Source organism: Lentzea sp. NPDC036955 (assembly GCF_055608005.1).
This window is the reverse complement of the sequence record NZ_JBVJRC010000002.1, coordinates 450,980-474,474: the sequence shown is the minus strand read 5'-3', so window position 1 is coordinate 474,474 and position 23,495 is coordinate 450,980. Positions and strand designations below refer to the sequence as shown.

Genomic DNA, 23,495 nt, shown 5'->3' with positions numbered 1-23,495 from the left:
TTGCGGCGGAACGGTCCGTGCGGTGGCCTAGCGGCGCCGGGTGGCGCACCTGGTCTGCTCCTCCTTCTCCGCGAGGAGCGTGGAGTTGTTGCTGAGGTGCCTGCGCATCGCGTCGCGGGCACGGGCCGGGTCGCGCGCCAGGATCGCCTCGTAGATCTCGGTGTGGTCGGCGGTGGCCTTGCGCAACGCGGCCGGTGCCTCGTTGGTGATGCGCCGGCTGGCCGTGCCGAGCCAGCGGGCGGAGTACATGATCCGGTCGAGGATGCGGTTGTCCGCGGCCCGGCAGATCTCCATGTGGAACTCGTGGTCCACCGCGAGGTAGGCGTTGGGGTCGGCCTCCAGCGAGGCCATGCGGCCGACCTCGTCCCTCAGCCGGTCGAGCGTCTCGTCGGTGACGCTCGCCGCGGCCATGGCGGCGAGCTCGGGTTCGAGCAGCACGCGCATCTGGTGCAGTTCCTGCAGCAGCTCGCCGACGATCTCCTGCGGCAGCCACTCGATCAGCAACGGGCTCAGGTAGTCCCACTCGGCGGGAGGGCGCACGACCACGCGGCGGCCCTGGGCGACCTCGACGATGTCGAGCGAGGCGAGGATCTTCAGCGTCTCCCGCGCCACGACCCTGGACACCCCGAACTCGCGGGAGATGTCGAGTTCGGACGGAGCCCGGCCGTCCTCCACGTCACCGCTGACGATGCGCCGGGTCAGGTGTGCGGCCACCTGCACCGGAAGGGTCCGGACCTTGACAGCGTCCGCGGACTCCTGTCCCCTTTGCATGTCATCAGCTTATAGGACAAGTTGCACACCGCGACAGTCTCCGTTCCTGTGCACCACCCGGCGACGGGAGAGCAATGCGGATCGTGAACGTCACGACAGCAGTGGTGGCCTACCACGGTGAGGCCACGCTGGTGCGGATCGACACCGACGAGGGCCTCAGCGGTTTCGGCGAGGCCAACCCCGACGCCGGCGCGGGAGCCGTCGTCGGAATGATCAACTCACTCACCCCGCTCCTGATCGGCGAGGACCCCCGCAACGTCGAGCGGTGCTGGGAGAAGCTGCGCCGCAACAAGGTCTTCGCGGGCCCGCAGGGCGGGGTGTTCGTCATCGCCCTGTCCGGGATCGAGCTCGCGCTGTGGGACCTGGCGGGCAAGGCGGCGGGCCAGCCGGTGTACCGGATGCTCGGCGGGAAGTTCCGCGACCGCATCCGCCTCTACGCCGACTGCGGTGACGGCGACGACCCGGCGGGCTCGGTCTCCGGCTGCGTCGACCGGGCGCAGCGGATGGTCGCCGAGGGCTTCACCGCGCTGAAGTTCGACATCGACGACCTGCACCACCCGGACAAGTTCGACGCGTTCAACCACACGGTCAACACCGGCGAGCTGCGCTCGATGGTCGACCGCGTGGCGGCCGTGCGGGAGGCGATCGGACCGGACGTCGACCTGGCCATCGACCTGCACGCCCGCTACGACGTGCCGAGCGCGTGCCGGATCTCGTGGGAGCTCGAGCCGTTCAACCTGATGTGGCTGGAGGAACCGCTGCCGGCCGAGAACGTCGACGCGCTGGTGCGGGTGCGCGCGCAGACCCGCACACCGATCTGCGCGGGCGAGAACCTGTACCTGCGCTGGGGTTTCCGCGAGCTGCTCGAACGCGGCGCGGTGGACGTGATCGAGCCGGACGTGCCCAAGTGCGGTGGTCTCGCCGAGGCCAAGAAGATCGCGAACCTCGCGGAGCTGCACTACATCCCGTTCGCACCCCACCTGGTGTCGACGCCGTTGGGCACGATGGCCACCTCGCACCAGTGCGCGGCGATCCCCAACTTCTTCGTCCAGGAGTGGCACGCCCTCGACGAACGCGCGGTGTGGGACAGCTACGTCCGGGCACCGGACGGGAGCGGCTCGATCGTGAAGGACGGCTACATCACCGTTCCGGACACACCCGGAATCGGTGTGGAGCTGGACATGGACGGCGTGCGGGCCCACGCCGTCGAGGGCTACGGGGTGTTCGAGTAGCGCGCCGGGGGTCCGTGTCCTTTGTGGACGCGGACCCTCCGCCCCCACCGGGCCGATCCCCTGTTCGGCGGTGCCGCGTGCGGTACCGCGGGCATAGACAGGAGTCGTCCGCGGCCACGGGGAGGGGCGGTGCGATGACGGTGGAGCCGCGCGTGCGGGCCGGTGCGTCGTGACGGGCCGGGCGGTGCTCGCCCTGCTCGTCGGCGTGGCCGTGCTGGTCGTGGGGATGGCGGCGACCTACCTGGCGGTCGCGGCGTTCATGCGGGTGTGGCGGCGGGCGCAGGCGAAGGGCTACACCGGCCCGCTCACGCCCGCCGTGCTCGCGACGTCCACCTTCGCCGGCCTGGTGGGCTGGCCGCTCCTCGTCGCCCTGGTGGTGCGGTCCGGCGACGGACCGGTCCTCACCGCCGTCGCCGTGCTCGGCGTCGCGGTGACGCTGGCCGGTCTGGCACTGGCCGTGCGCCTGGTGCCCGCACGCCCTGTCCGGTCCGGCCGGCGGCGACGGCCGCGCACACCGTTCCGCGTGCTGGGCAACGCGGCGGTGGCGGTCCCGCCGCTGCTGTACGCGCTGCTGGCGTTCAACGGGAAACCCGTGACCCTCGCGGTGCAGTCCATGCTGCCGATGGCGATGGCCTACGTCCTGTGCCACGCGGCGGCCCGGCGCGCGGACCGCCTCGACGCCCCGCCCACGGCCGATCCGCGCCCGGCCGTGGTGTGGATCCGCGGCTTCGGCAACGAACGCAGGCTGTTCGCCTTCCGGCGCCGCGAGCCCGACGAGACGCGCGCCCGGCCGGAACTGCGGAAGGTGTTCCGCCGCCCGGAACCGATGGCGTTCGACGACTACTTCGCGCCGGCGATCGCACGGACCCTCGGCCGCGGCCACGGCCTCGGCAACCCGCGCGACTACCTCCCGCCCGAGGGCATCGACCGCCACTACGCGACCGACGACTCGTGGCGCGAGCAGTTCGCCGAGCTGGTCGCCGGGTCCCGCTGCGTGATCATGGCTCCTGGCGACTGGCCGGAGCTGCGGTACGAGTTCCGGGTGATCAGGGAGCTCGGGGCGCACCGCAGGTTGTTCGTGTTCACGCCACCGGCGGCGCGGGCGGGGCAGACCCGGCGGGTGAACCTGCTCAAGGGGTTCCCGCACGAGACGTGGGCCGACTTCGCCGCGGCTCTCGGCGACAACTCCGGCTACCGGGTCGGACCGGATCCCGGGGCCGGGGCGGTGGTGGCGTTCGGCGACGACGGGGGTGCCGTCGTCGTGGCGCGCGGAGCCGAGGGGCCGGAGGACTACGTGGCGGCCGTGGTGCGGCACCTGGCCGAGACCGAGGAGGGGGCACCACGGGAGTAGCCGGCACGGGGGTTCCCGCACCGCGGGCTGCGGCGCTCACCGCAGCCCGCGGGAGGGGTCATCGCACGGTGATGTTGGAGTTGCCGCTGCTGCGGTACCCCTCGGTCGCCATGATCATGTAGTAGTTGAAGCCGCCCAGCCGCATGTTCGCGCGGCTCCACGCGTCGAAGTGGTTCCCGGTGGTGATGGAACCGCCGGTGCGCCTTTGCTGACGGACGCTCCAGAACTGCGGGAAGGTCTTGTTGTTGCCTTCCACGGAAGGCGCGTTGTACCTCATCGTCTGGTAGATGTCGTACGTTCCGCCATCGGTGGTCACCGTGCCCTTGTAGGTGCCGGTGGGCCGGTAGTCGCCCCAGTTGTCGACGATGTAGTACTCGACGAGCGGATTCGACGTCCAGCCGTACAGGGTGAGATAGGCGTTGCCGGACGGGTTGAAGCTGCCGGAGTAGTTCACCGTGCGCCGGGAACCGTTGCTCCAGCCCTTGCCGCCGACGAAGTTGCCGACGTTGCTCCACGACGTGCTGTAGTTGCCGCCGGACCCGAGCTCCATGCAGACCCGGCCGCCGCCGTCGGTCCAGAACGAGTAGTAGTACCCGCCGTTGTTGCCCGTCTGGCTCGAACACGTGGCGGTGATGCCGACATCGGCGCCGGCGACGCCGGGTGTCAGCGACATGACCAGCGCGATGCAGGCACCGCGGACGAGCGTGGCCATGCGGCCGCGAACGCGGCCGGACGAGCGGGAAGTGGCCTCAGCCATGTGCAGTACTCCTCGTCGTCGAGGGTGGTACGGCAGCCGGGCAACGCGATGCGAGCCGCGAGGGCAGTGGTGATCGTGCTGGGGGCCGCCGTCGGTGCTGGCCTTTTCGGAAATGGCCAACTGCGTGGTTGCGACCGGCCGGCCCGGATTCGGCGGAGACCTAGGTCGACGGTGGCCGAACCTTTTCGGACACTAGCAGTGCCGACACGACTCCGTAAGGTTGCCGCGAAGTTTCGACAATGTTTCGAAACTTCGGCGGAAGTGCCAGAGGATCGCACTCCGGCATTTGTGGGCGGCTAAATTTTAGCGCCCGAAAAGCCGGGCGACGACATCTGGACCCGCGGGCGCTCGCGGGCTGAGGACTAAATGGATGGTCACCGCACGCTCCTGTCTGCAGGATGGGGTCGTGCAGACACACACCGGCCGGGGTTCCGCCGCGTTCGCGGTCCGCGAGGCGCACGACGACGACTGGCCGGGGATCTGGCCGATCATCCGGTCCGTCGTCACCGACCAGCGGACCATCCCGTACGACCCCGCTATGACCGAGGACGACGCCCGGCGGATGTGGGTGCTGCCCGCACCCGCGCGCGTGGTCGTGGCCGCCGGCGAGGGTCAGGTGCTCGGGACGGCGAACATGTACGCCAACCGCCAGGGCCCGGGAAGCCACGTCGCCTCGGGCACGCTGATGGTCGCCGAGCACGCGCGGGGTGCCGGGGTGGGGCGGGCGCTCACCACCGACCTGGTCGACTGGGCCCGGCGCACCGGTTTCGCCGCCGTCCAGTTCAACGCGGTCGTCGACACGAACACCGCCGCCGTCCGCCTCTACGAAAGCCTCGGGTTCGTCACGCTCGGCGTCGCTCCCGGGGCCTTCCGCCACCCCACCGAGGGCTTCGTGGGTCTTCGCATCATGTGGCTCGACCTGCAGCACACCCCGTAGGACACCGCAGGCCGGTGCCGCCACCAGTCGGTGACGGCACCGGCCTCGCACTCGGACCGGCCGAGCTACACCCGCTCGGCCTCCGCCGTCGTGGCGGGCTGGGCGCCGGGCTGACGGCGGTCCTCCAGCTTGATGTCGCACTTGCCGACCAGCGCGACACCGGCGCCGATCGTCGTGGCCACCGGAGCGGCCAGCGCCGCTACCACCCCGAGAGCCACCGGCACCTCCAGCACCACGTCGTCCTTGCTGTCGCGCACGACCACGCGGCGGTTGATGCCCTCGCTGACCAGCCCGCGAACGGCGTCGACCACCGAGTCGACGGCGGAACGGGCGGACTCGGGCTTGGACTCGCTCATGACTCTCCTAGAACCGTGGGTCTTCCCTGACGACTCCAGAGTGCCCGTGCGCGAGCGCGGTGCCATCAGGGTTTACCCCTGATCCGCACCTGATTCGACCCTCAGGGCCGATCCGGCCCCCAGAGGGCACCGACGTCCACTGTGGACATATTTTTCACCGATGTGAACTGTCAAGTTATTGTCCTGTAACGGATCGTTGGACGCGCCTAGCATGTTCTCGCGTGACGACAGCCGACGAGATCGAGACCATGAAGGCGGCGGCGCGGCGACACGTTCTCGCGGTGCAGAGCTCCCCGCTGGTCAACGGCAAGGCGGGCCCGTTCCTCGAAGACCTCGCCGACCGGTGTCTCGACGACGACTTCCACGACGCGCTCAAGCACACCGCGGCACAGCACCGGCTCGACGGCGCGGCCGACATCGCCGCGCTGCACCGGCTCCTGACCGACAACGGGGTCGTGGCCGAGCGGAACGGCGTGGTCCGGTTCGTCCCCGACCGGATGGGCGACTTCCTCGCCGCGTGCCGCGCGGTCCACGAGGACAGGGGCAGGCTCCGCTTCTGGTTGCGTCAGAAGGCGTTCCTGCGTCCCGGTGGCGCGTGGCGGAAGAACAGCGGGGTCGCGCAGTACCAGGTGGCGCTGTGGTGGGACACGGCCGAGGCGATGCTGCGCAAGCGGCTCGAAGCCCTGCTGAGCCCCAAGCACGCCGACACCCACGTGCACTTCGTCGCCGAACTGCTCCACCGGCGCCTGGTGCCCGCAGACGACCTGCGCGAGAAGACCGTCGGGGTGCTGCACGAGCAGCTCGCCGACCTCCGCAGGGAGGCAGGCGCGTGGCGGGCGTCGGTCGCCACGCTGCGCGAGCTCGAACCGGAGCAGACCGCCGACGCGCTGGAGCGGCTGGCCCGGCTGCAGAACCGGGACACGCCCTCCCTGCGCCGGTTCAACGCCGTCGAGGTGCTGACCGAGATGGACCCGGTGCGCGGTGAGCAGTGCCTGCGCCTGCTGGCGGGCACGCTCACCGGCGGGCGGACCGAACGGCTGGACGTGGCCGGGCTGATCTGGCGCCAGGAGGCCGCACTCGGCCTGCACGCCTACCGCTGCCTCGCGGCCGACCCGGACATGGGCGACCGGCGGCTGGACGCGGCCAGGCTCAGCGGCGACACCGCGCTGTGGGCCGGTCTGATCGGCCGCGAGGGCACCCTGAGCGACGCGGCACGGCTGGCGCACCTCGGGCAGCTGGCCGAGGCCGACGAGGCCGAGGCCGTCAGGACCGCCGAACGGTTCGCGGACAGCGCGAGCACCGAGAACACACCGGTCGCGGTCGCCAGGGCGGTCCGCCCGTGGGACGCGCGGGTGGCGCTGCGCATCGCGGAGGGGGTCGCGTGGCCGCCCCGGCGCAAGATCGCCGGTCCCGTGCGGCTCGAGGCGGTGCACCTGATCGGCGACCTCGTGCCGTCCCGCCGCTTCTCCGACCTCGCCCGGCTCTCCCGCGAGGCGGAGGACGAGGAGACCCAGCTCGCCGCCGCGCTCTCCATCGTCAACCATGGCGGCCCCGTCACCGCGCTGCACGCCTTCGCCGCGAACCCGAAGAAGAGCCGCGAGCGCCGGCTGGTCGGCGCCCGCAGGATCTGCAAGGCCGAGCCGAAGTCCGGTGGCCTGCTGCTCATCGACATCGCCAAGACTCACAGGGCGGTGGACCGCGCCGGGGTCGACCTGCTCCTGGAAGCGCTCAAGTTCGCGGACGGCCCCGCCGCCGAGGCGCTGGAGAAGGTCGCACGGGACACCGGCAGGCCTGCGGAGCTGCGCATCCTCGCCGTCGAGTCCGGCGCGTTCGACAAGGCGAAGGCCATCACGCTCTACGAGCTCATCGCGACCACCACCACCTCGGACAGGGACCTGATGCTCAAGGCCGCCCGCAAGGTCGTGGGCATGAAGAAGGACGCCGGCGAACAGCTGATGGCGCGGCTCGCCGAGATGTTCCCCTCGGACATCTCCTTCCAGGTCAGCCTGCTGCGGGAGGCGGGCGGCCGGGGCAAGGGGAAGCTGCGGCAGATCGGCTTGTTCGCGCAGTCGGCGGACCACCGGCTGGACGCCGCGAAGGCGCTCGTGGGCATCGACCGGAAGTTCGCCGCCGAGGTGATCGACAAGATCGTGAAGAAGCGCCGTGCGGGCGAGGTCCGCATCGAGGCCGCCTGCCTGCTGCCCGGTGAGCAGCGGCTCAAGTGGTTGCTGCACGTCGTCGGCGACCTCGACACCGACGCGGTCCGCTTCGAGGCGGGGCGCAAGGCCGTGGAGGTGGACGAGGAGCGCGGGAAGGAGGCACTGCGGAAGCTGGCGGAGGATCACCGGGTCTCCCGGCGCACGCGCGAGGAGATCAAGGCGTTCCTCGGCCGGTGAGGTGGCGGCTCCCAGCCGGAGCTGCCGGTCAGGCGACCTTCACCAGGCACCTCGGTGACCGGTGAGACCGGCTGACGGACGAACCCGCGTCTGTCCGCCGCGCTGATCCGACGCCGGGCCGAGTCGCTGCCGTGATCACGGGTACGCAGGCTGTCCGGCATGAGAGCTGGGGGATTCCTGCGCTGGGTGGCGCATCCGGTGTCGCTCGGGGCCGCCGCGGTCCTGCTGCTGAACGACCACGTGCTCAAGCGGGCGTGGCCGGGTCTCGTCACCGGCAAGCTGAGCGACGTCGCCGGTCTGGTGGTGGCACCGGCCGTGCTGGGCCTGCTGGCCGGCCTGTTCCGCGCGGGCCGGGCGGGTGCGGCGGCCGCGGTGGCGCTGACCGGTGCCGGGTTCGCGTGGGTCAAGACGACCGCGGTGGGCGCGGAGGTCGCGTCGGCGGCGTGGTCGCTCGTCAACGGCCCGTCGGTGGTGCTGGCCGACCCGACGGACCTGGTGGCGCTCCCGGCGCTCGGCCTCGCCTGGTGGACGTGGCGGCGTGCGGCGGCCGCTCCCCCGCTGCCCGACGGCCTCGCGCACCGGCTGCGGGTGGTGCTCGCCGTCCCGTTCGCGGTGCTGGCGGTCGGCGCGACCTCGGCGCCCTACGTCTCGCTGCCGGCCGTCGACTCCGTGCGGGCCGCGGACGGCGGACGGGTCGTGGTCGAGATCGAGGAGCGGTTCTACGGCTCCCCCACCGGCCTCGGCGGCTGGGCCCCGCTGCCGCAGGCCTCGCCCGAACACCGGCTCCAGACCGAGGCGTGCGTGCCCGGCACCGCCGCACACTGCTACCGCGTGCACGGCGGCGGCGAGCTGGACCTCGACGAGACCCCGCCCCGCGGCGGCCGCCTGCTCGGCGTCGACGAGACGACCGACGGCGGCCGGACCTGGCGCACCGCCTGGGAGGTGCCGGCCGCGCGGTGGTCGTTCATCGAACGCCGGCACCTGATCCCCAGCGGCGTCGACCGCAGCTCCAAGATCGCCAGCGTGGACCTGCTGGTCCGGCAGGTGCCGGGCGGGCACGAGGTGTTCGTGGCCAACGGCGCCGAGGGCATGGCCGTCCGCGGCACCGACGGCACGTGGCGCGCCGTGCCGGTCGTGGTCCCCGCGACCGGACTGGACGTCCGCCCCTCCCCGCTCACCGGGTTCGGCCAGGCCATCGGGGACCACGTGCGGCACGCCGGCCTGGTCACCGCACTGGCCCTGCTGCTCGGCATGGCGGTGGCCGTCAGCCGGTCCCGCACCCGCCCCAAGGCGCTGCTGCCGTTCGCCGCCCTGCTCGCGTCGTCCCTGCCGGTCGCCGGTTGGGTGAGCTTCTTCTTCACCACGGCGGACGAGACCACGCCCGCGCCGCTGCTCTACGCGCTCGGCGTGGCGGCGGTCGGCGTCACCCTGACCCTGGTCCAGGACTCCGTGCCCCGGCGTCGCGCCGTGGTGGTCGGTGTCGCCGCGGTGCTCGCGGGCGTCGCGTTCCTGGCCCCGCTGCTCGGCTGGACGGCCGGCTGGCCGGCCGACCACGACCTCGCCACGCAGCTGGGGCTGGTCACCGCGGTGGTGTGGTCGTTCGTGATGTGCGCGGCCGGGTGGTGGGCCGGTTCCGCTGCTCCGAACCGTCCCGAGTGGACTCCGTCGCGATAGGACAAGCGTTTGTGGACGCGGTCAGACCCCGGCCGGGCACACGTCGTTCTCCGCCGCGCCCCGGCGGCGCCGGTCGGCAGCGGTGTGCGCCAGCACGACGGCGGCCTTCTCGGGCGCGAGGAAGCGCAACCCCATGAAGTTGTCGCCGGTGCTGAAACCCGGCAACGCCCAGATCTCCTCGTAGGGCATCAGCACCGGCCAGTACCGTCGGAGGCTGTAAACGTTGCTCCACAAGCACTTCGAGGGATCGGGCCGCCACAGCCGGCGCGCGAACGCCGGGTCGCGGAACGAGTGCCCCACCTCGCCGATGGCCAGCACGTGCTTGCGGCCGGTGAGCAGCACGACGTCACCGGTGGTCACGGTGTCCATCCTGCGGTCGTGCTTGGCCGTCGCACCCCAGAACCGCGCCCGGCCACTCGGGTGCACGGCCGCCAGCCGCGCCGAGTCCGCCGGATCGGGGTCGAACGCGCGGAACTCGACCGCGCGTTCCAGCGAGTCGGCCCAGTGCCTGCGCGCTCCGGGTGTGCCGTACGAGGGCTGGATGAAGACCTGCACCACGGCTCTCACGCTACCCGCGTTTGTGTTGGGGTCTGAGCAGGGTTCCAGTCAGTCATCACACCGGTGATTTGAATTTAGTCTACACTGAAGCAATCATCAATACTGACCCGCTGATCGCGGAGCTGCGCTGCGCGGGTGGAGCCTGCCGATGGAGCAGGTGAGGTCGCCGAACGGCTCGGCATCTCCCGCAAGACCGCAGGCACGCACATCGAGCGGATCTACCCAAGACCGGCGCGTCGTCCCGGTCGACGGCGACGCTGTTCGCGTTGCGCAACGGCCTGCTCGACCTGCAGCCCACTCCGTGGAGAGAACGCCCGGTGGCACCGCCACGGGTGCGGCGTGCGACGGCTGCCCGCCGCTCGCGGACCTGCTGCAGCGCTACGAGACCGTCACCCCGTGCCGATGGCGAACACGTGGAGCTGCCTGTCCACGGGCATGGTCACGCTCGCGATCACCTTGCCCTCCGGCGCGGCGAACGGCGCGGTGGCGAAGACGAACGCCGGTCCGGTGGCGCCGCGCGGAACGTTGCGGTAGCGGGGGTGCGCGACGACGGTGTTGCCGAACACCGGGGTGTCGGGCTTGCCGCCGGGCAGGACCCAGTCACCGAACGACAGGTCCGCCGGTGCCGTGGTGCCGTCGGTGAACGTGACGGTGGCCGTGCCGCGGTGGTCGCCGTTGGTGGCGGCGCCGATGAACGTCAGCCGTGTCGGGCCGCCGGTCAGGGTCACGGTCTGGCCGTCGGCGGCGACGTTGTCCGGGCGGCCGGGCGGGGTGGCGGGCCAGGTGAACGTCGTGCCGGCGACCTCGGCGCGTGTGCCGCCGGTCAGGCCCGCCTCGGCGAGGGCCTGGCGGGAGTGGCTGTTGCCGGCGCCGTCCAGGTTCGCCTGCGACCTGTCGTCATCGTCGGAGACGCCGGTGTTGCCGTAGCGGGTGACCAGGCTGCCTTCGGGGGCGACGAGCACGGTGACCGCGGTGGTCACGGTGTGGTGCTCACCCCTGATGGTCAGCGGGACGTCGTGGTAGCCCTCGGGTGCGGTTGCGCCCACCTGGAGCTTCACCTGGCCGTCGGCGAGCGGGAACCGCTGCGGGCCGGTGACGGTGATGCCGGCGGGCGGTGCGCTGGTGACGGACAGCGTGCGGTCGTCGCCGGCCAGCCTGCGCGCGGACACGGTCAGCTCGGCGGTGCCGCCGGGGCGCACGGTGACCAGGTTGTCGGCGCTCGCGAGGAAGTCGTGCTCACCGTCGCGGTAGGACGGTGGGGCCGCGTCGGCGCCGGTGGCCCAGTCGCGGTCCGGGGTGGTGCCCAGGTCGAAGTCGAGCCGGCCGCCGGTGCGGAGCAGGTCGCGCGGCAGGCCGGTGCGCTCGTGGTCGCGGCCGTCGAGGTGCAGGGCGTGCACGTACGGCGCGGTGGCGGAGGCCTTGGGCGCGGTGATGGTCAGGTCGCGGCCGGGCAGGTCGAGCACGATCCGCGGGAACAGGGGGCTGTGCACGGCCAGGTCGGACGTGCCGGGTGTCGCGGGGTACAGGCCCAGCGCGGCCCAGACGTACCAGGAGGACTGGGCGCCGAGGTCGTCGTTGCCGGGCTCGCCGTCCGGGGTGGCGTTGAACAACGTGGTCATGATCTGCCGGACCACCTGCTGGGTGCGCCACGGGCGGCCGGTGTGGTTGTAGAGCCACGGGATGCCGAACGCCGGTTCGTTGCCCGCCCACATGTACGGCTCTGACGGGCCGGCGTTGAGCTTGGTGGTGAACGCGTCCAGGCGGGTCGCCGCGGCGTCGCGGCCGCCCATCGCGGTGATCAGGCCGGCCGGGTTGTGCGGCACCATCCACGTGTACTGCACCGCGTTGCCCTCGTCGAAGCCGTCCTGGCCGAAGCCGCCTGCCGACGGGGGCCACGCGGGACCGTCCGGGAACCGGCCGGCGCCGTCGCGCGGCTGGACGTGCGCGGTGGCGGGGTTGAACAGGTTCTGCCAGTTCTGGCCCCGCCTCGCGAACTCGGCGGCCGTCGCGCGGTCACCGGCGGCCTGCGCGAGCTGGGCGATGGCGAAGTCGGCGACCGACCACTCCAGGGTGATCGAGGCACCGGCCCGCGCGTGGTCGCCGCGGGCAACGTCGGTGTTGGGCAGGTAGCCGCGCCGCACGTACTCGTCGATGCCCGGCCGTTCCCGGTAGCCGCCCGGTGTGGTGTCGACGCTGGTCGCGCCCTTGACCAGGTACTTGAGCGCGGTGGCGAGGTCGAAGTCGCGCGCGCCGTAGGCGTGCAGGTTCGTGATCAGCGGGACCGAGCTGTCGCCGGTCATCTGGGCGGTGTGGTCGTTGGCGAGCGGCCAGCGCGGCCACCAGCCGCCCTGCACCGCGTCGTTGACCAGCGACTGCGCCATGTCGCTCGCCTGCCGCGGCCACAGCATGGCGTGCAACGGCGCGAGGCTGCGGTAGGTGTCCCAGTCGGAGAAGTTGGCGTACTGGGTGCGGCCGGCGGGCAGCGTGTGGACCTGGTCGTCGAAGCCGGTGTAGCGCCCGTCCACGTCGTTGAACGTGTTGGGGTGCATCAACGAGTGGTACAGCGCGGTGTAGAACGTCTTCAGCTCGTCGGCGTTCGTGCCCGCGACGCGGATCTTGCCGAGCTCGGTGCGCCACCGCGCCCTGGTGTCCGCTCGCACCCGGTCCGCGTCCCAGTCGGGCACCTCCTGCACCATGTTCCGCTTGGCGCCGTCGACGTCGACGTAGGACAGCGCGACCTTGGCCTTCACCTGCCCCGCTGGGAAGCTCAGGTAGGCACCGGCCCGCGGCGCCCGGACGCTGCCGCTGCCCGGCGTGACGGTGCTGCCGTCCCAGGTGCCCTTCGCGGTGAACGGCCGGTCGAACGTGATGGCGTAGTAGACGGTGTACTTGTTGGCCTTGCCGCAGAAACCGCCGGTGCTGGCCGAACCGGTGACCGTGGTGTCGTTCTCGACGGTGAGGTCGGCCGCGGAGTTGCCCGAGAGGCTCGCGCCGCCCTTGACCAGCACGTGCCCGTCGGCGGGGAGCGTGAATGTCGCGAGAGCGGTGCGGGTGGTGGCGGTCAGCTCGGCCCGGACCCGCGAGTCCTCCAGCGTCACCGCGTAGTGGCCGGGTCCGGCCTGCTCGCTGCTGTGCCGGAAGGTCTCCACCCGGTCCCAGGGCTGCTCCCCCACGGCGCCGGTGACCGGCAGGATCGGCACGTCACCGAACACGCTGCACCCCGCGCTGGCGTGCGTGAGGCTGAACCCCCGGATCTTGTCGCTGTGGTACTGGTAGCCGGCGTACGAGCCGAGGGTGTCCGGCGAGAACTGCACCATGCCGAACGGCACGGACGGGCCGGGGAAGTTGTTGATCTCGCCGACGGCGGCGCCGGCCTTCCCGGTGCCGATGAACGGGTCGACGTGGGCGGTCGGGTCGGCGACCAGCGGTGGCGGGGTCTGAGGCTGCGCCGACGCGGCCAGCGGGACCACCAGGAGGAACGCGGCTGCCAGACCCACCACTCCGCTGCTGCGCATGTATCGGAACGTTCCGCAGACGTGGAGGGCTGTCAACGTTGTCGGCGGTGATTTGACCGGTTCGGGACAGGCCGTCCTCGTTGATGGGGCACGGCCAGCGGGATGCGGCGATCTGCGGGAGCAGCGGCCCGCATCGGTGGGAGGTACCCGATGGTACCGGCTGCCAACCGCGCCGTCGCTCCTTCGTGGAGGGACGATTGCGCTCACCCGAAAGTGGGCACGTCTTGCGCGTGACGACCGACCACGATGACCTCCTGCACGCGCACCTCGACCGTGAGGCGCAGGAGTTACTGGATCCGCACCACCACCGGGCGAGCGCCCACCTCGGCGACAGGTTCGTCGTCGACCCCGCGCAGGTGCTCGCGAACGTCGCGATGGCCATGGAACGCCTCGACCTCGACATCGCCACACCGGTCAGCATCGAGGACGACGTCGCGACGCTCGACGAGCTGGTCGCGATGGTCGACCACTTCGGCAAGGGGGCCGAGCTCATCGCCCACGCGCTCAACACGGCGGCGCGGGTCACGACCGCCCGCTACCCCGCAGAGCTCGTCCGCCACCCGCTGCCGCCCGACTGCGACCTGCGCATGCTGTTCCACGCCGAAGTGGACGAACGCAGCCAGGACGTGGCGCGCGCGGTGTTCAACCGGCGGCTGGCCGAGCCGGCGGACGTGCGGGAGACGGAGGTCGCGGTCGACCTCGACGGCCTCACGTCGCAGCAGCAGATCGAGGTGTTCATGGCTGTGTTCTTCCTGTACGGCATCAAGGTCGGGGCGTTGCAGAACAGAACCGGCATCCGGTGAGGTGCCTCGTCATGGGCGCGACCGGGCACCTGGGGTCGCGCCTCGTGCCGGAGCTGCTGCGGCACGGCCACGACGTGGCGGTGCTCGTCCGCGACGGCACGCAGGCGGCCCGGTTCCCCACGAACGTGCTGGTGCACGTCGGCGACGCCACGCACCCGCACGTGGTCGGGGAGGCCGTGACCGGCTGTGACGTCGTGTACTTCCTGGTGCACTCGCTGGACCGTCCCGACTTCGCCGAGGTCGACCGCGAGGCCGCCGCGGTGCTCGTCACCGCGGCGGCGGACGCGGACGTGCGGCAGGTCGTCTACGTCGGCGGGCCGCGACCCGACTCCCCCGGCCTGTCCGCGCACCTCGCGTCCCGGGCCGAGGTCGGTGACGTCGTGGTCGCGGGACCGGTGCCCGCGCTCGTCATGCAGGCGTCCATGGTCATCGGGGCCGGTTCGGCGAGCTTCGAGCTGCTGCGGTCCTCGGCGCGGCTCACGCCGTGGGTGCCGGTGCCGTCGTGGATGCACAACACGAGCAGGCCCGTCGCGGTCCACGACGTCGTGCACTTCCTCGGGACCGCCGCTGACCTGCCGGAACCGGTCGACGGCGTGTTCGACGTCCTCGGGCCCGAGCAGCTCAGCTACCTGGAGCTGGTGCAGCGGTGCGCGCGGGTGCTGCGACTGCCCGTGCGCATGCCGCTGCCCGCACCGCTGTGGTCGCACAAGCTGGCCGCACAGGTCGCCGGGCTGGTGACACCGGTGTCCGCGGCCGTCGCGGAACCGCTGTTCGCCTCGCTCGACCACGACCTCACCGCGACCTCTCCCCCGGTCACCGACGTGCTGCCCGCACCGCCCGGCGGTCTGACCAGTGTGGACAACGCCATCCGCGCCGCGACCACCCCGGTGGACGAGCGCACCGACGGCGAGGTGTTCACCGAGGAGCGGACCGTCCTGACCGACGCGGCACCGGAGGACGTGTGGCGCACGGTGAACGCGCTCGGAGGCAAGGACGGCTGGCACACCATCCCCCTCGTGTGGACGGTCCGGGGCGCGATCGACCACCTGTTCGGCGGCATCGGCCTGTACCGCGGCCGGGCACCCGAGGTCGGCGAGGGTGACGTGGTCGACTTCTGGACCGTCGTGCACCGCGACGACGACGCGCGGCAGCTGGTGCTGCGGGCGGACATGAAGATGCCCGGTCACACCCTGCTCGACATGCGCGTGGACCGCGCGGGCGACCGCACCCGCTACCGGCAGAAGATCACGTTCACCGCCGACGGGCTGCTCGGCCGGCTGTACTGGGTGGCGCAGAAACCGTTGCACGACATCGTGTTCGCCACAATGGCACGCGGAATCGTCCGAAAGGCGTGCACGCGCCCATGATCACCTGCATGATTCCCGCATGCGCAGCTCACTGTTCAACCACCAGGAACGGTCCGTCGAGCCGGGAAGCTTCCAACTGCAGAACGAACGCATGCTGAAGGTGGACCTCACCGGCAGCGGCGGTCACTTCTTCGCCAAGCAGGGCTCCATGGTCGCCTACCAGGGCGACGTCGACTTCGCCTACGAGGGCGCCGGCGGCCTCGGCAAGCTGTTCAAGAAGGCGTTCACCGGCGAGGGCATGTCGCTGATGAAGGTGTCGGGCAGCGGGGACGTGTTCCTCGCCCAGGACGCCGACGAGATCTTCGTGCTGTACCTGGAGAACGAGGCAGTCACCGTCAACGGCAAGAACGTCCTCGCCTTCGACAGCACGCTGACGTGGGACATCAACCGCACCGAGGGCGCGTCGATGCTCAGCGGCGGCCTGTTCAACACCACGTTCACCGGCACCGGTGCGCTGGCCGTCACCGCCTACGGCACGCCGGTCGTGCTGAACGTGGACGTGCCGACGTTCGTCGACATGCAGTCCGCCGTGCTGTGGTCGACCTCGCTGCAGTCGTCGATCCGCAAGACCGCCAAGCTCGGCGCGGTCATCGGCCGCGGCTCGGGTGAGGCCTACCAGCTCGCGCTGTCGGGTCAGGGCATCGTCGTCGTGCAGGCGTCCGAGGGCCACCCGGTGCCGACCGCGCAGTGACGGGGCCCCGGCTGAGCGGCCTTGCCGCTCAGCCGCCCGGCCGCCACGGACACCGCGATGTGCGGGGTGAGGACACGCTTCGGACCAGCTGCTCCCGTCACCCCAGCCGTTCCAGCACCTCGGCGTCCTGGACGGGGTCCAGCACCTCGGTCGAGTTGTGCTCGCGGACGATCCGCCACCCGTCCGGTGTCCGGCGCCAGACCAGCGAGGTCGTGGTGCGGATGTGCGTGACCTGCTCGTGCGTCACGATCCGCGCCACGAACCGCAGCGTGGACGCGGCCAGGTTCTCGTCGGCGACGACGTGCGGGCCGTCGTCGATCACGTGGTGCGCCGAGGTCGTGGTGCGGAAGGCGGGTTCCCAGATCGCGCCGTACCCGGCGGCCGAGGTGGCGACCCGGTGCCCGGGGTCGAAGTCGTCGTAGAGGCGGACGTCCGGTGAGCCGAAGTCGTAGAGCTCGCCGAAGACGCGCCGGAAGTCGAAGGGCTCGTCCCCCTCGCGGCGGTCCCAGCCGAACACCCACCGCTCGTGCTGGTCCGCGATCACCTGTGCAGCGTTCATGATCTCGACGGTAGGACCGCGCACGCGCGCCCGGCAGGGTGCGTCACACCCACCCAGCCGGTGGGTCACCTCCGCTCAGGCGCCGCGGCAGGCGAGCCAGTCGAGGTTGATCGCACCGGTGTCACCGGCGCCGTACGAGAGCGTGACCACCGGGTCGCGGCCGGTCAGCGGGACGTCGTCGAACGTCACGGTGCCCCAGGCGTCCCAGCTGTCGGAGACCTTCGGGAAGCTCACCTGGCGCACGGCCCGCCCGTCGACCGACAGCGTCATCGTGCGGGCGTCGCCGTGAGCGTTCGCGTACCGCAGGGTGAGCGCGCCCGAGCCCAGCTCCGCCGTCGTGCGGTGCAACGTGAACGACGACGCGGCGCCCTGGGCCCACAGCCCGTCGAGAAACGCCCGGCCGGAGTAGCCGGTGTGGTTCACGTTCGTCTTGACGCCACCGGTGTTGTGGGCGTCCTCGGCCTCCAGGTGGATGGGTGCCGGGCAGCCGGAGACCGTGCCGGCGGTGTCGGCGCAGCGGTCCCGTGCGTCGGTGACGCCGTCACCGTCGCGGTCGCCGTCGGTGGCTCCCGTCAGCGTGATCTCGACGGTGTGCGCACCCGTGAGCGTGGCGGGCACCTCGGCGCGCGACGGCCGGCCGTCGACCGTGACCGAGCGGATCGTGGAACCCGCGCCGCGCAGGGAGATCGTGAGGTCGGCGCCGCGGTAGCGCACGTCGCGCAGGGTCACGTCGCCCCAGCCCGCGGGCAGGTTCGGCGCGAACGTGAGCCCCCGGTCGGTGTACCCGAGGCCGAACAGTCCGGTGTGGACCATGTCCAGGAACGCCGTGGCTGACCACGTCTGGTCGGGTTCGGAGCCCCAGTGGAACTTCACCGCGTCCCCCAGCCGCTGGTAGCCGCCGTCCACCACACCTGTGGTGCCGTTGTAGACCTCCCAGAAGCCGCTGTTGTTCACGGCGAGCTTCGCGAGGCGGGCGGTCTCGGCGGCGAACCGGTTCGTGTCGCCCTGCCGGGCCAGCGCCTTGGCCCACAGGCCCTGCACGAGCGGCCAGACGATCGCGTTGTGGCGGCCGGGCTGGGCGTCGGAGTAGCGGTCCCAGTGCGGGAACGTGTCGGGCATCCCCCACGTCATGCCGCGGGCGTTCGCGACGATCGATCGCGCCTGCGCTGGGCTCGCGATGCCGAAGAGGATCGCGAACGCGAGCCCGGTGCCCTCCTGGTGGGCGCCGCGGGTGCCGTCGGCGAGCAGCTGGTAGTCGTACCGGCCGGTCGCCGGGTTCCAGAAGTGCCGGTTGATCGCGGCCTTGAGCGCGGCGGCCTTGGCGCGGTGCGCGGCGGCCTGCTGCGGCAGCCCCAGCCGGTCGGCCATGTCCGCGGCACCGGTGTAGGCGGCGTAGTAGACCTCGTTGGTGCTCAGGTACATGCCGCTCGCGATGCCCGGCCACGGCATGCTGCCGGTGCTGACCGACTCGGTCGCGTCGGCGGGCGGCGCGGGGTAGCCGGCGATGCCGTCGTTGAAGAACGACGCGCCGGTGAACAGCCCGTAGGTGCGGTTGAAGCCGGCGCTGCTCGCGTTCTCCCGGATGGCGAGGGTGTTCGCGGCGGTGCGGTGGGCGTGGGCGAGGAACTCCCGGTCGCCGGTGACGAGGTAGTGGTGCCACGCGGCGGTGACCCAGACGACCTGGTCCCACTGCTGGTCGTCCTGCTGCACCCGCAGCGCACCGGTGGAGTCCTTGTCCACCACCGCCCAGAGCGTGTTCTCCGCGAGGGCCGGGTCCAGCAGGCTCGTCGCGTTCCAGCTGTTGATCGACGCGTCGCGCGTCCACGGCTGCTCGTACCCGCCGCCCGCGCGGACGATGCCGGTGCCGGGGTCCAGCAGGCCGCTCTTGTTGTAGCGGGTGTCGTAGGCGATGGTGTTGCGGCGCAACAGGTTGTCCAGCGCGGTCGCGTAGGCGTTGCCGTACAGCGCCTGGCTGTGCGGGTTGGCGAACCGCAGTGACGGCGGTGTGACCACCGCCGCGGCCGGTGTGGCGGCCGTGACCGCGCCGCTCACCACCAGCAGGGCCAGGAGGACATGTCCGATCCGCCGCCGGGGACCCATCCGCCGCACCTCCCTCGGCACCGGACCCGCCCGGAGCCGATCAGCAGTGCACCACGGGAACGCTCTCACGGACCGTGCCGGAGAAGATCCTGTCCGCTTCTGTCACGGCGTTGCGCCGACTGGACGGCGGTGCGGTCCCGGGCCGCGGCGGCGGTGCGGCCCGGGACCACGCGACCGGGGTCCTGCGCCGCAGTGGCGTCGGCGCGGTCCCCGTCGCGCTCCTCAGCGGCTCACCGGGCGCCGAGCGGCAGGATGCGGATCAGCACCGGCACGGTGGCTGCGGCGACCACGAGGTGCATCGCCATCAGCGCGAGCGAGTTCACCACGGACGCGCCCCCGGCGAGGATGCCGAGGTCGGGAATCCACGAGACCACGACGACGACCGGGACGAGCACGCGCAGCACGCGCCGCGGGTTGCCGGCGAAGCGGCGCACCAGGTACCAGCCCAGCGTGCCGAGCGCGATGCCGATGACCGTGGCGGGCGCGTACTCGTTCAGGGCGAGGCCCATCCGCTCGGTGCCCTCGGGGATGAACTTGGCCGCGACCAGGGCGATCACCGCGTTGACGACGGTCGAGATGACCGCGGCGCCGAGGAGGCCGACGACGACCTCACCGGTGCTGGGCGCGAGACCTGCGGGGCGTGCGGGGAGGCTGGTGTCGGCCATGGGCCCTGTCCTTCGGTAGGCTGAATTGCAAGCGGTCACTTGCAAACGAAGGTAGCCATCCGGCGCCGACAATGCAAGTGTCCACTTGCATTGTCGGACGATCGGGGAGGGCTGAGTGGCTGGCCGGGTGACCGACGCGGCGGTGTTCGACGCGGTGCTGGCGGTGATCGCCGAGCAGGGCTACGAGCGCGCGACGACCCGTGCCATCGCCGACGCCGCCGGGATCAACGAGGCGACCCTGTTCCGCCGGTTCGGCTCCAAGAAGGACCTGCTGCGCCAGGCCGTGCGCAGCAGCTTCGCCGGGTTCTCCCTGGACATCGACACTCCGGGCGACGACGTGGCCGCCGACCTGCTCACGATCGTCAACTACTACGCGCGCCTCTACGAGACGCGCGGTGGCGTGGTGCTGACCCTGATGCGGGAGGCGAAGTTCAGCCCCGAGGTCGCGGCCGTGCTGGCCGAGCCGGAGTCACTGCTGGAGAAGGTCGACGCGGTCGTCCTGCACCACCAGCGGCGCGGCGCCCTGGTCGTGGAACCGCCGCGGCACACGTTCTTCGCCCTGGTCGGCCCGGTGATGATGCGCGGCATCGCACGGCGCATCGACCAGCGCGCCACGCAGGCGCCCGCCGACCCCGAGACCGTCGTGCGCCGGTTCCTGCGCGGTCACCTGGCCGACTAGGCACCTGGCCAGCAGTCTTGCCCGCCTCTCCCCCTCCTTGCTGCCCTGGCAGAGCCGGGGGCGGGGACTTGGGGCGTCGAAGGCACGACAGCCGGCAAACTGCTCAGAACTTGGACAGGATCTGGGTGTTCCACCACAGGTCGAGCTTGTCGAGGGTGTCGATGTCGCCCGGCCTGCGCAGCACGCCGATCGTGAGCGTGCGCGAGTCGACCCACCAGACCTCGGCCTTGCCCTCGGCGAGGAAGCACGTCGTGAACTCACCGGGCAGCGGTCCCGAGGTGGAGCGGTAGTAGAGCGCGTAGTGGATCGGGTCGGACTTGGGCCGGCACCCGCCGCGGTCGTCCATGCGCGGGATGCCCCGCGCGTTCACCAGCCCGATGAAGAACGCGTTCTGCGCGGCCTGATCGGCGAACAGCCGGAACTCCGCCTCGTCCGGCTGCGCCAGCCGCCCGTCGTAGGCGGCGTTCGCGGTGGTGCACCGGACCGCGGCGACCGCACCGCTGTCCGGCTCCTTGCGCACGCACGAGTTCGCCGTGCGGTACACGGTGGGCAGCGCGGCCAGCAGGGCGTCGTCCTGCGGCGTACGGGTCGTGGTGGTGGTCGTCGGCGTGGCCGAGGTGGTCGTGCTCGTCGTGGTGCTGGTCGGGGTGGTGCTGGACGAGCCGGACCCGAGGGTGCGGTCCCCGTTGGCGATGATCAGCGCCGTCGCGACGATGCCCACCACGACCGCGAGCGTGCCGCCGACGAGCGCAGCCCGTTTGGCCGGTGAGGTGCGGCGGGGCGGCTGGCCGGTGAACGGCTGGGGGCCGGTGGAGGGGAACGGCGGAGCGGCGGGGGTGGTCGCGCGGGGGAACTGGGACTGGCCGGGGTGTTGGGCCCAGTGGGCGGCGGGGAGGCCGGGAGTGGCCTGGCCGGCCGGTGGGGTCATGGGCGCGGGCTGCCCGGCCGGTGGGGTCGGGTGCGCGACGAGGGCGCCGGGCGGCGTGGGGTGAGCCGGTGCCGGGCCGCCGGACATTGCGCCGCGGCCGGCCGCACCGCCGTGGCCAGCGGGCCTGGGCGGCGTGCCCTGGGCCGGAGCGGGCAACCCACCCGGCGGCGTGCCGTGGCCGACGGGCGCGCTTGGGGCCGGAGCGGGCAGCCCACCAGGCGGCGTGCCATGCCCGGCGGGCGCGCTTGGAGCCGGAACGGGTAGCCCACCAGGCGGCGTGCCGTGACCGGCGGGCGCACCTGGGACCGAGGCGGGCAACCCACCAGGCGGCGTGCCATGCCCGGGAGCTGCGGCGAACCCGCCCGCGGGCGTTCCGTGACCGCCCGGCACCCCGATCCTCGGAGCCGTCAACGCCCGCGCCGCCGCCTGCGCCAGCTCCCCTGCCGTCGCGTACCGCTCGGCGGGGTCCTTCGCCATGCCCTTCGCGATGACCTCGTCCAGCGCAGGCGGCACGGCCGGGTTCAGCGGCGAGGCCTTGGGCGGGGCCTCCTTCATGTGCGCCCAGATCTGGGCGGCGGTGCCGTCCGCGGTGAACGGGCGGCGGCCGGACAGGCACGCGAACAGGACGCAGGCCAGGGCGTACACGTCGGCACGGCCGTCGACCGGGCCGCTCTCGAAGCGTTCCGGGGCCATGTAGTCGAGGGTGCCGACCACCGAACCGGAGGCGGTCAGGCCCGTCACGGACGGGGAGGCGCTGCGGGCGATGCCGAAGTCCACCAGGTAGACGAAGTCGCCGGAGGTCACGAGGACGTTCGACGGCTTCACGTCGCGGTGCACGAGGCCGTCGGCGTGGGCGGCGTCGAGGGCGCTCGCGACCTGTTCGACGATGCGGACGGCGCGGGCCGGTTCGAGGGTGCCCTGGTCGATGACGTCGGACAGGTCGGCGCCCTCGACCAGGCGCATGTCGAGGTAGAGGCGGTCGTCGATCTCGCCGTAGGCGTGGATGGGGATGACGTGCGGCTCGCGCAGCCGGGCCACGATCTGCGCCTCGCGGCGGAAGCGGGCGCGGAACTCCTGGTCGTCGTGGTAGCCGGGCGACAGGCGCTTGAGCGCGACGAACCGGTCGTGCGCCGTGTCGTAGGCCCGGTGCACCTCGCCCATTCCGCCGCGACCGAGCAGCTGCTCGATGCGGTACGGCCCGAACGTCTCTTCCGTCATCGTCCCCGTGTTCCCGAGCGCCTTGTCCGTCCGAGTCGACGCGCGCAGACCGCTGCGGGTTCCGCCGACCGCAGCAGCCTAATCGGCGCCCGGCGGGCCTGGACGCCGATCGGGTGATCACGGTGTCGTCAGGCGCACCAGGAACCCGTCGTGGTCGGTGTGGCTCAGGCCGTACCTGGCGGTGCTGACGAACGCGTGGTCGCCGGAGAACACCACGTGCTGCACGTCGCCGTCGCCCTTGCGGACGTGGCCGGGCGGAACGCAGTTCTGCGCGTTCTCCGGGTCGGACGGGTCGTGCTCGAGGTTGGAGTCGCCGCCGACGACCGTCCGGCCACTCAGCCCCTCCGCCGACCGGATGGCCGGGACCACGTCGAACAGCAGCGCCCGGCAGTGCGCGAGCGCGACCGGTTCACTGCTCGCCGACAGGTGGGTCGTGCACGCGAGGTGGTTGCCGACGGCGTAGGCGCAGGCGTAGGTCCGCTGCTCGTTGCCGCCGTCCTGGCTCGCGTACCGGCCCGTGTACGTCCGCACGCCCTGATGACCGGCTGCCGCGACCCGGCCGAGCACCGCGTTGCCGTAGTCCTGGCCGTTGGTGCACTTCACCGGCGTGCCGGTGTCCCGCCGCAGCGCCGGGGCGAACACCTGGTAGACGACGTCGCCCGGCCACGCCTGCGTCATCGCCGCCACGAGGTGGCCCGGGAGGTCGCCGGCGCAGATCTCGTTGAGCGTCACCAGGTTCGGCCGCACCCGCCGGATGAGGTCGGCGGCCTCGGGGACCGCGCGGCCCTGCGCGTAGCAGCCGGCCACCCCGCTGTTGCACAGGTTGAGCTGCAACGCCCAGAACCGTTCCGCGGCCGCCGCCGGCACCGCCGTCGCCAGCACCACCACGAGCGCCGCCAGCACGGCCGAAACCCTCGCCCCCATCGGTTCCCCTCCGG

General features: G+C 72.1%; 19 protein-coding genes. 9 read left to right on the top strand and 10 right to left on the bottom strand.

The window, feature by feature from the left end:
- Positions 1-27: 27 nt before the first annotated feature.
- Positions 28-771 carry a FadR/GntR family transcriptional regulator gene (locus tag ACZ7CF_RS07315; protein ID WP_458432410.1) on the bottom strand — a complete coding sequence of 248 codons (744 nt, stop codon included), beginning with the start codon at positions 769-771 and terminating at the stop codon, positions 28-30.
- Positions 772-845: 74 nt separating this feature from the next.
- Between ACZ7CF_RS07315 and ACZ7CF_RS07310 the strand changes: the two genes are divergently transcribed.
- The gene (locus ACZ7CF_RS07310) at positions 846-2,003 is read left to right on the top strand and encodes a mandelate racemase/muconate lactonizing enzyme family protein (protein ID WP_458432411.1); all 1,158 of its coding nucleotides are present in this window, start codon (positions 846-848) and stop codon (positions 2,001-2,003) included.
- Between the two features lie 169 nt (positions 2,004-2,172).
- Positions 2,173-3,354, top strand: coding sequence for a hypothetical protein (locus ACZ7CF_RS07305; RefSeq protein WP_470369132.1), 1,182 nt, complete (start codon positions 2,173-2,175; stop codon positions 3,352-3,354).
- Positions 3,355-3,412: 58 nt separating this feature from the next.
- On the opposite strand, the gene ACZ7CF_RS07300 is transcribed toward ACZ7CF_RS07305, so the two are convergent.
- Complete coding sequence (locus ACZ7CF_RS07300; RefSeq protein ID WP_470369131.1) at positions 3,413-4,111, bottom strand: glycoside hydrolase family 11 protein; 699 nt, start codon at positions 4,109-4,111, stop codon at positions 3,413-3,415.
- Positions 4,112-4,517: 406 nt separating this feature from the next.
- On the opposite strand from ACZ7CF_RS07300, the gene ACZ7CF_RS07295 reads away from it, so the two are divergent.
- Entirely contained in the window at positions 4,518-5,048 is a 531-nt protein-coding gene (locus ACZ7CF_RS07295) for a GNAT family N-acetyltransferase (RefSeq protein WP_360383811.1), read from the top strand.
- Between the two features lie 65 nt (positions 5,049-5,113).
- Here the strand turns inward: ACZ7CF_RS07295 and ACZ7CF_RS07290 are convergent, their stop codons facing one another.
- Positions 5,114-5,404 (bottom strand): DUF4342 domain-containing protein, encoded by a 291-nt coding sequence (locus tag ACZ7CF_RS07290; protein ID WP_458432415.1) that lies wholly within the window; start codon positions 5,402-5,404, stop codon positions 5,114-5,116.
- A gap of 221 nt (positions 5,405-5,625) precedes the next feature.
- Here ACZ7CF_RS07290 and ACZ7CF_RS07285 point away from each other — a divergent pair, with 221 nt between their 5' ends.
- Positions 5,626-7,800, top strand: coding sequence for a hypothetical protein (locus ACZ7CF_RS07285; RefSeq protein WP_470369130.1), 2,175 nt, complete (start codon positions 5,626-5,628; stop codon positions 7,798-7,800).
- Between the two features lie 159 nt (positions 7,801-7,959).
- On the top strand, positions 7,960-9,474 hold the full coding sequence (locus ACZ7CF_RS07280) for a hypothetical protein (RefSeq protein ID WP_470369129.1): 1,515 nt from the start codon (positions 7,960-7,962) through the stop codon (positions 9,472-9,474).
- Positions 9,475-9,495: 21 nt separating this feature from the next.
- Here the strand turns inward: ACZ7CF_RS07280 and ACZ7CF_RS07275 are convergent, their stop codons facing one another.
- Together ACZ7CF_RS07275 and ACZ7CF_RS07270 are read right to left on the bottom strand one after the other, a co-directional pair.
- Complete coding sequence (locus ACZ7CF_RS07275) at positions 9,496-10,032, bottom strand: hypothetical protein (protein ID WP_360383820.1); 537 nt, start codon at positions 10,030-10,032, stop codon at positions 9,496-9,498.
- 389 nt (positions 10,033-10,421) lie between these two features.
- Positions 10,422-13,547 carry a GH92 family glycosyl hydrolase gene (locus ACZ7CF_RS07270; RefSeq protein WP_470369128.1) on the bottom strand — a complete coding sequence of 1,042 codons (3,126 nt, stop codon included), beginning with the start codon at positions 13,545-13,547 and terminating at the stop codon, positions 10,422-10,424.
- A gap of 230 nt (positions 13,548-13,777) precedes the next feature.
- Between ACZ7CF_RS07270 and ACZ7CF_RS07265 the strand changes: the two genes are divergently transcribed.
- Genes ACZ7CF_RS07265 through ACZ7CF_RS07255 form a run of 3 tightly spaced genes read left to right on the top strand, consistent with a single transcriptional unit; the run spans position 13,778 to position 16,408 of the window.
- Complete coding sequence (locus ACZ7CF_RS07265) at positions 13,778-14,350, top strand: hypothetical protein (protein WP_360383837.1); 573 nt, start codon at positions 13,778-13,780, stop codon at positions 14,348-14,350.
- 11 nt (positions 14,351-14,361) lie between these two features.
- A complete protein-coding gene (locus tag ACZ7CF_RS07260; RefSeq protein ID WP_470369127.1) occupies positions 14,362-15,717 on the top strand; it encodes a DUF2867 domain-containing protein in 1,356 nt (451 codons plus the stop codon).
- 19 nt (positions 15,718-15,736) lie between these two features.
- Positions 15,737-16,408, top strand: coding sequence for an AIM24 family protein (locus ACZ7CF_RS07255; protein WP_470369126.1), 672 nt, complete (start codon positions 15,737-15,739; stop codon positions 16,406-16,408).
- A gap of 97 nt (positions 16,409-16,505) precedes the next feature.
- On the opposite strand, the gene ACZ7CF_RS07250 is transcribed toward ACZ7CF_RS07255, so the two are convergent.
- The 3 genes from ACZ7CF_RS07250 to ACZ7CF_RS07240 form a co-directional block, all read right to left on the bottom strand.
- Positions 16,506-16,967 carry a YybH family protein gene (locus ACZ7CF_RS07250; protein WP_470369125.1) on the bottom strand — a complete coding sequence of 154 codons (462 nt, stop codon included), beginning with the start codon at positions 16,965-16,967 and terminating at the stop codon, positions 16,506-16,508.
- Positions 16,968-17,042: 75 nt separating this feature from the next.
- A complete protein-coding gene (locus tag ACZ7CF_RS07245) occupies positions 17,043-19,067 on the bottom strand; it encodes an MGH1-like glycoside hydrolase domain-containing protein (RefSeq protein ID WP_470369124.1) in 2,025 nt (674 codons plus the stop codon).
- A 230-nt stretch (positions 19,068-19,297) separates the two neighbouring features.
- Positions 19,298-19,732: a DUF6069 family protein gene (locus ACZ7CF_RS07240; protein WP_470369123.1), complete on the bottom strand. Its 435-nt coding sequence runs from the start codon at positions 19,730-19,732 to the stop codon at positions 19,298-19,300.
- A 115-nt stretch (positions 19,733-19,847) separates the two neighbouring features.
- Between ACZ7CF_RS07240 and ACZ7CF_RS07235 the strand changes: the two genes are divergently transcribed.
- Positions 19,848-20,411 (top strand): TetR/AcrR family transcriptional regulator, encoded by a 564-nt coding sequence (locus ACZ7CF_RS07235; protein WP_360383853.1) that lies wholly within the window; start codon positions 19,848-19,850, stop codon positions 20,409-20,411.
- Positions 20,412-20,514: 103 nt separating this feature from the next.
- Here the strand turns inward: ACZ7CF_RS07235 and ACZ7CF_RS07230 are convergent, their stop codons facing one another.
- Positions 20,515-22,557 (bottom strand): serine/threonine-protein kinase, encoded by a 2,043-nt coding sequence (locus tag ACZ7CF_RS07230; RefSeq protein WP_470369122.1) that lies wholly within the window; start codon positions 22,555-22,557, stop codon positions 20,515-20,517.
- A gap of 117 nt (positions 22,558-22,674) precedes the next feature.
- Complete coding sequence (locus tag ACZ7CF_RS07225; protein ID WP_470369121.1) at positions 22,675-23,481, bottom strand: endonuclease/exonuclease/phosphatase family protein; 807 nt, start codon at positions 23,479-23,481, stop codon at positions 22,675-22,677.
- Positions 23,482-23,495: the final 14 nt, after the last annotated feature.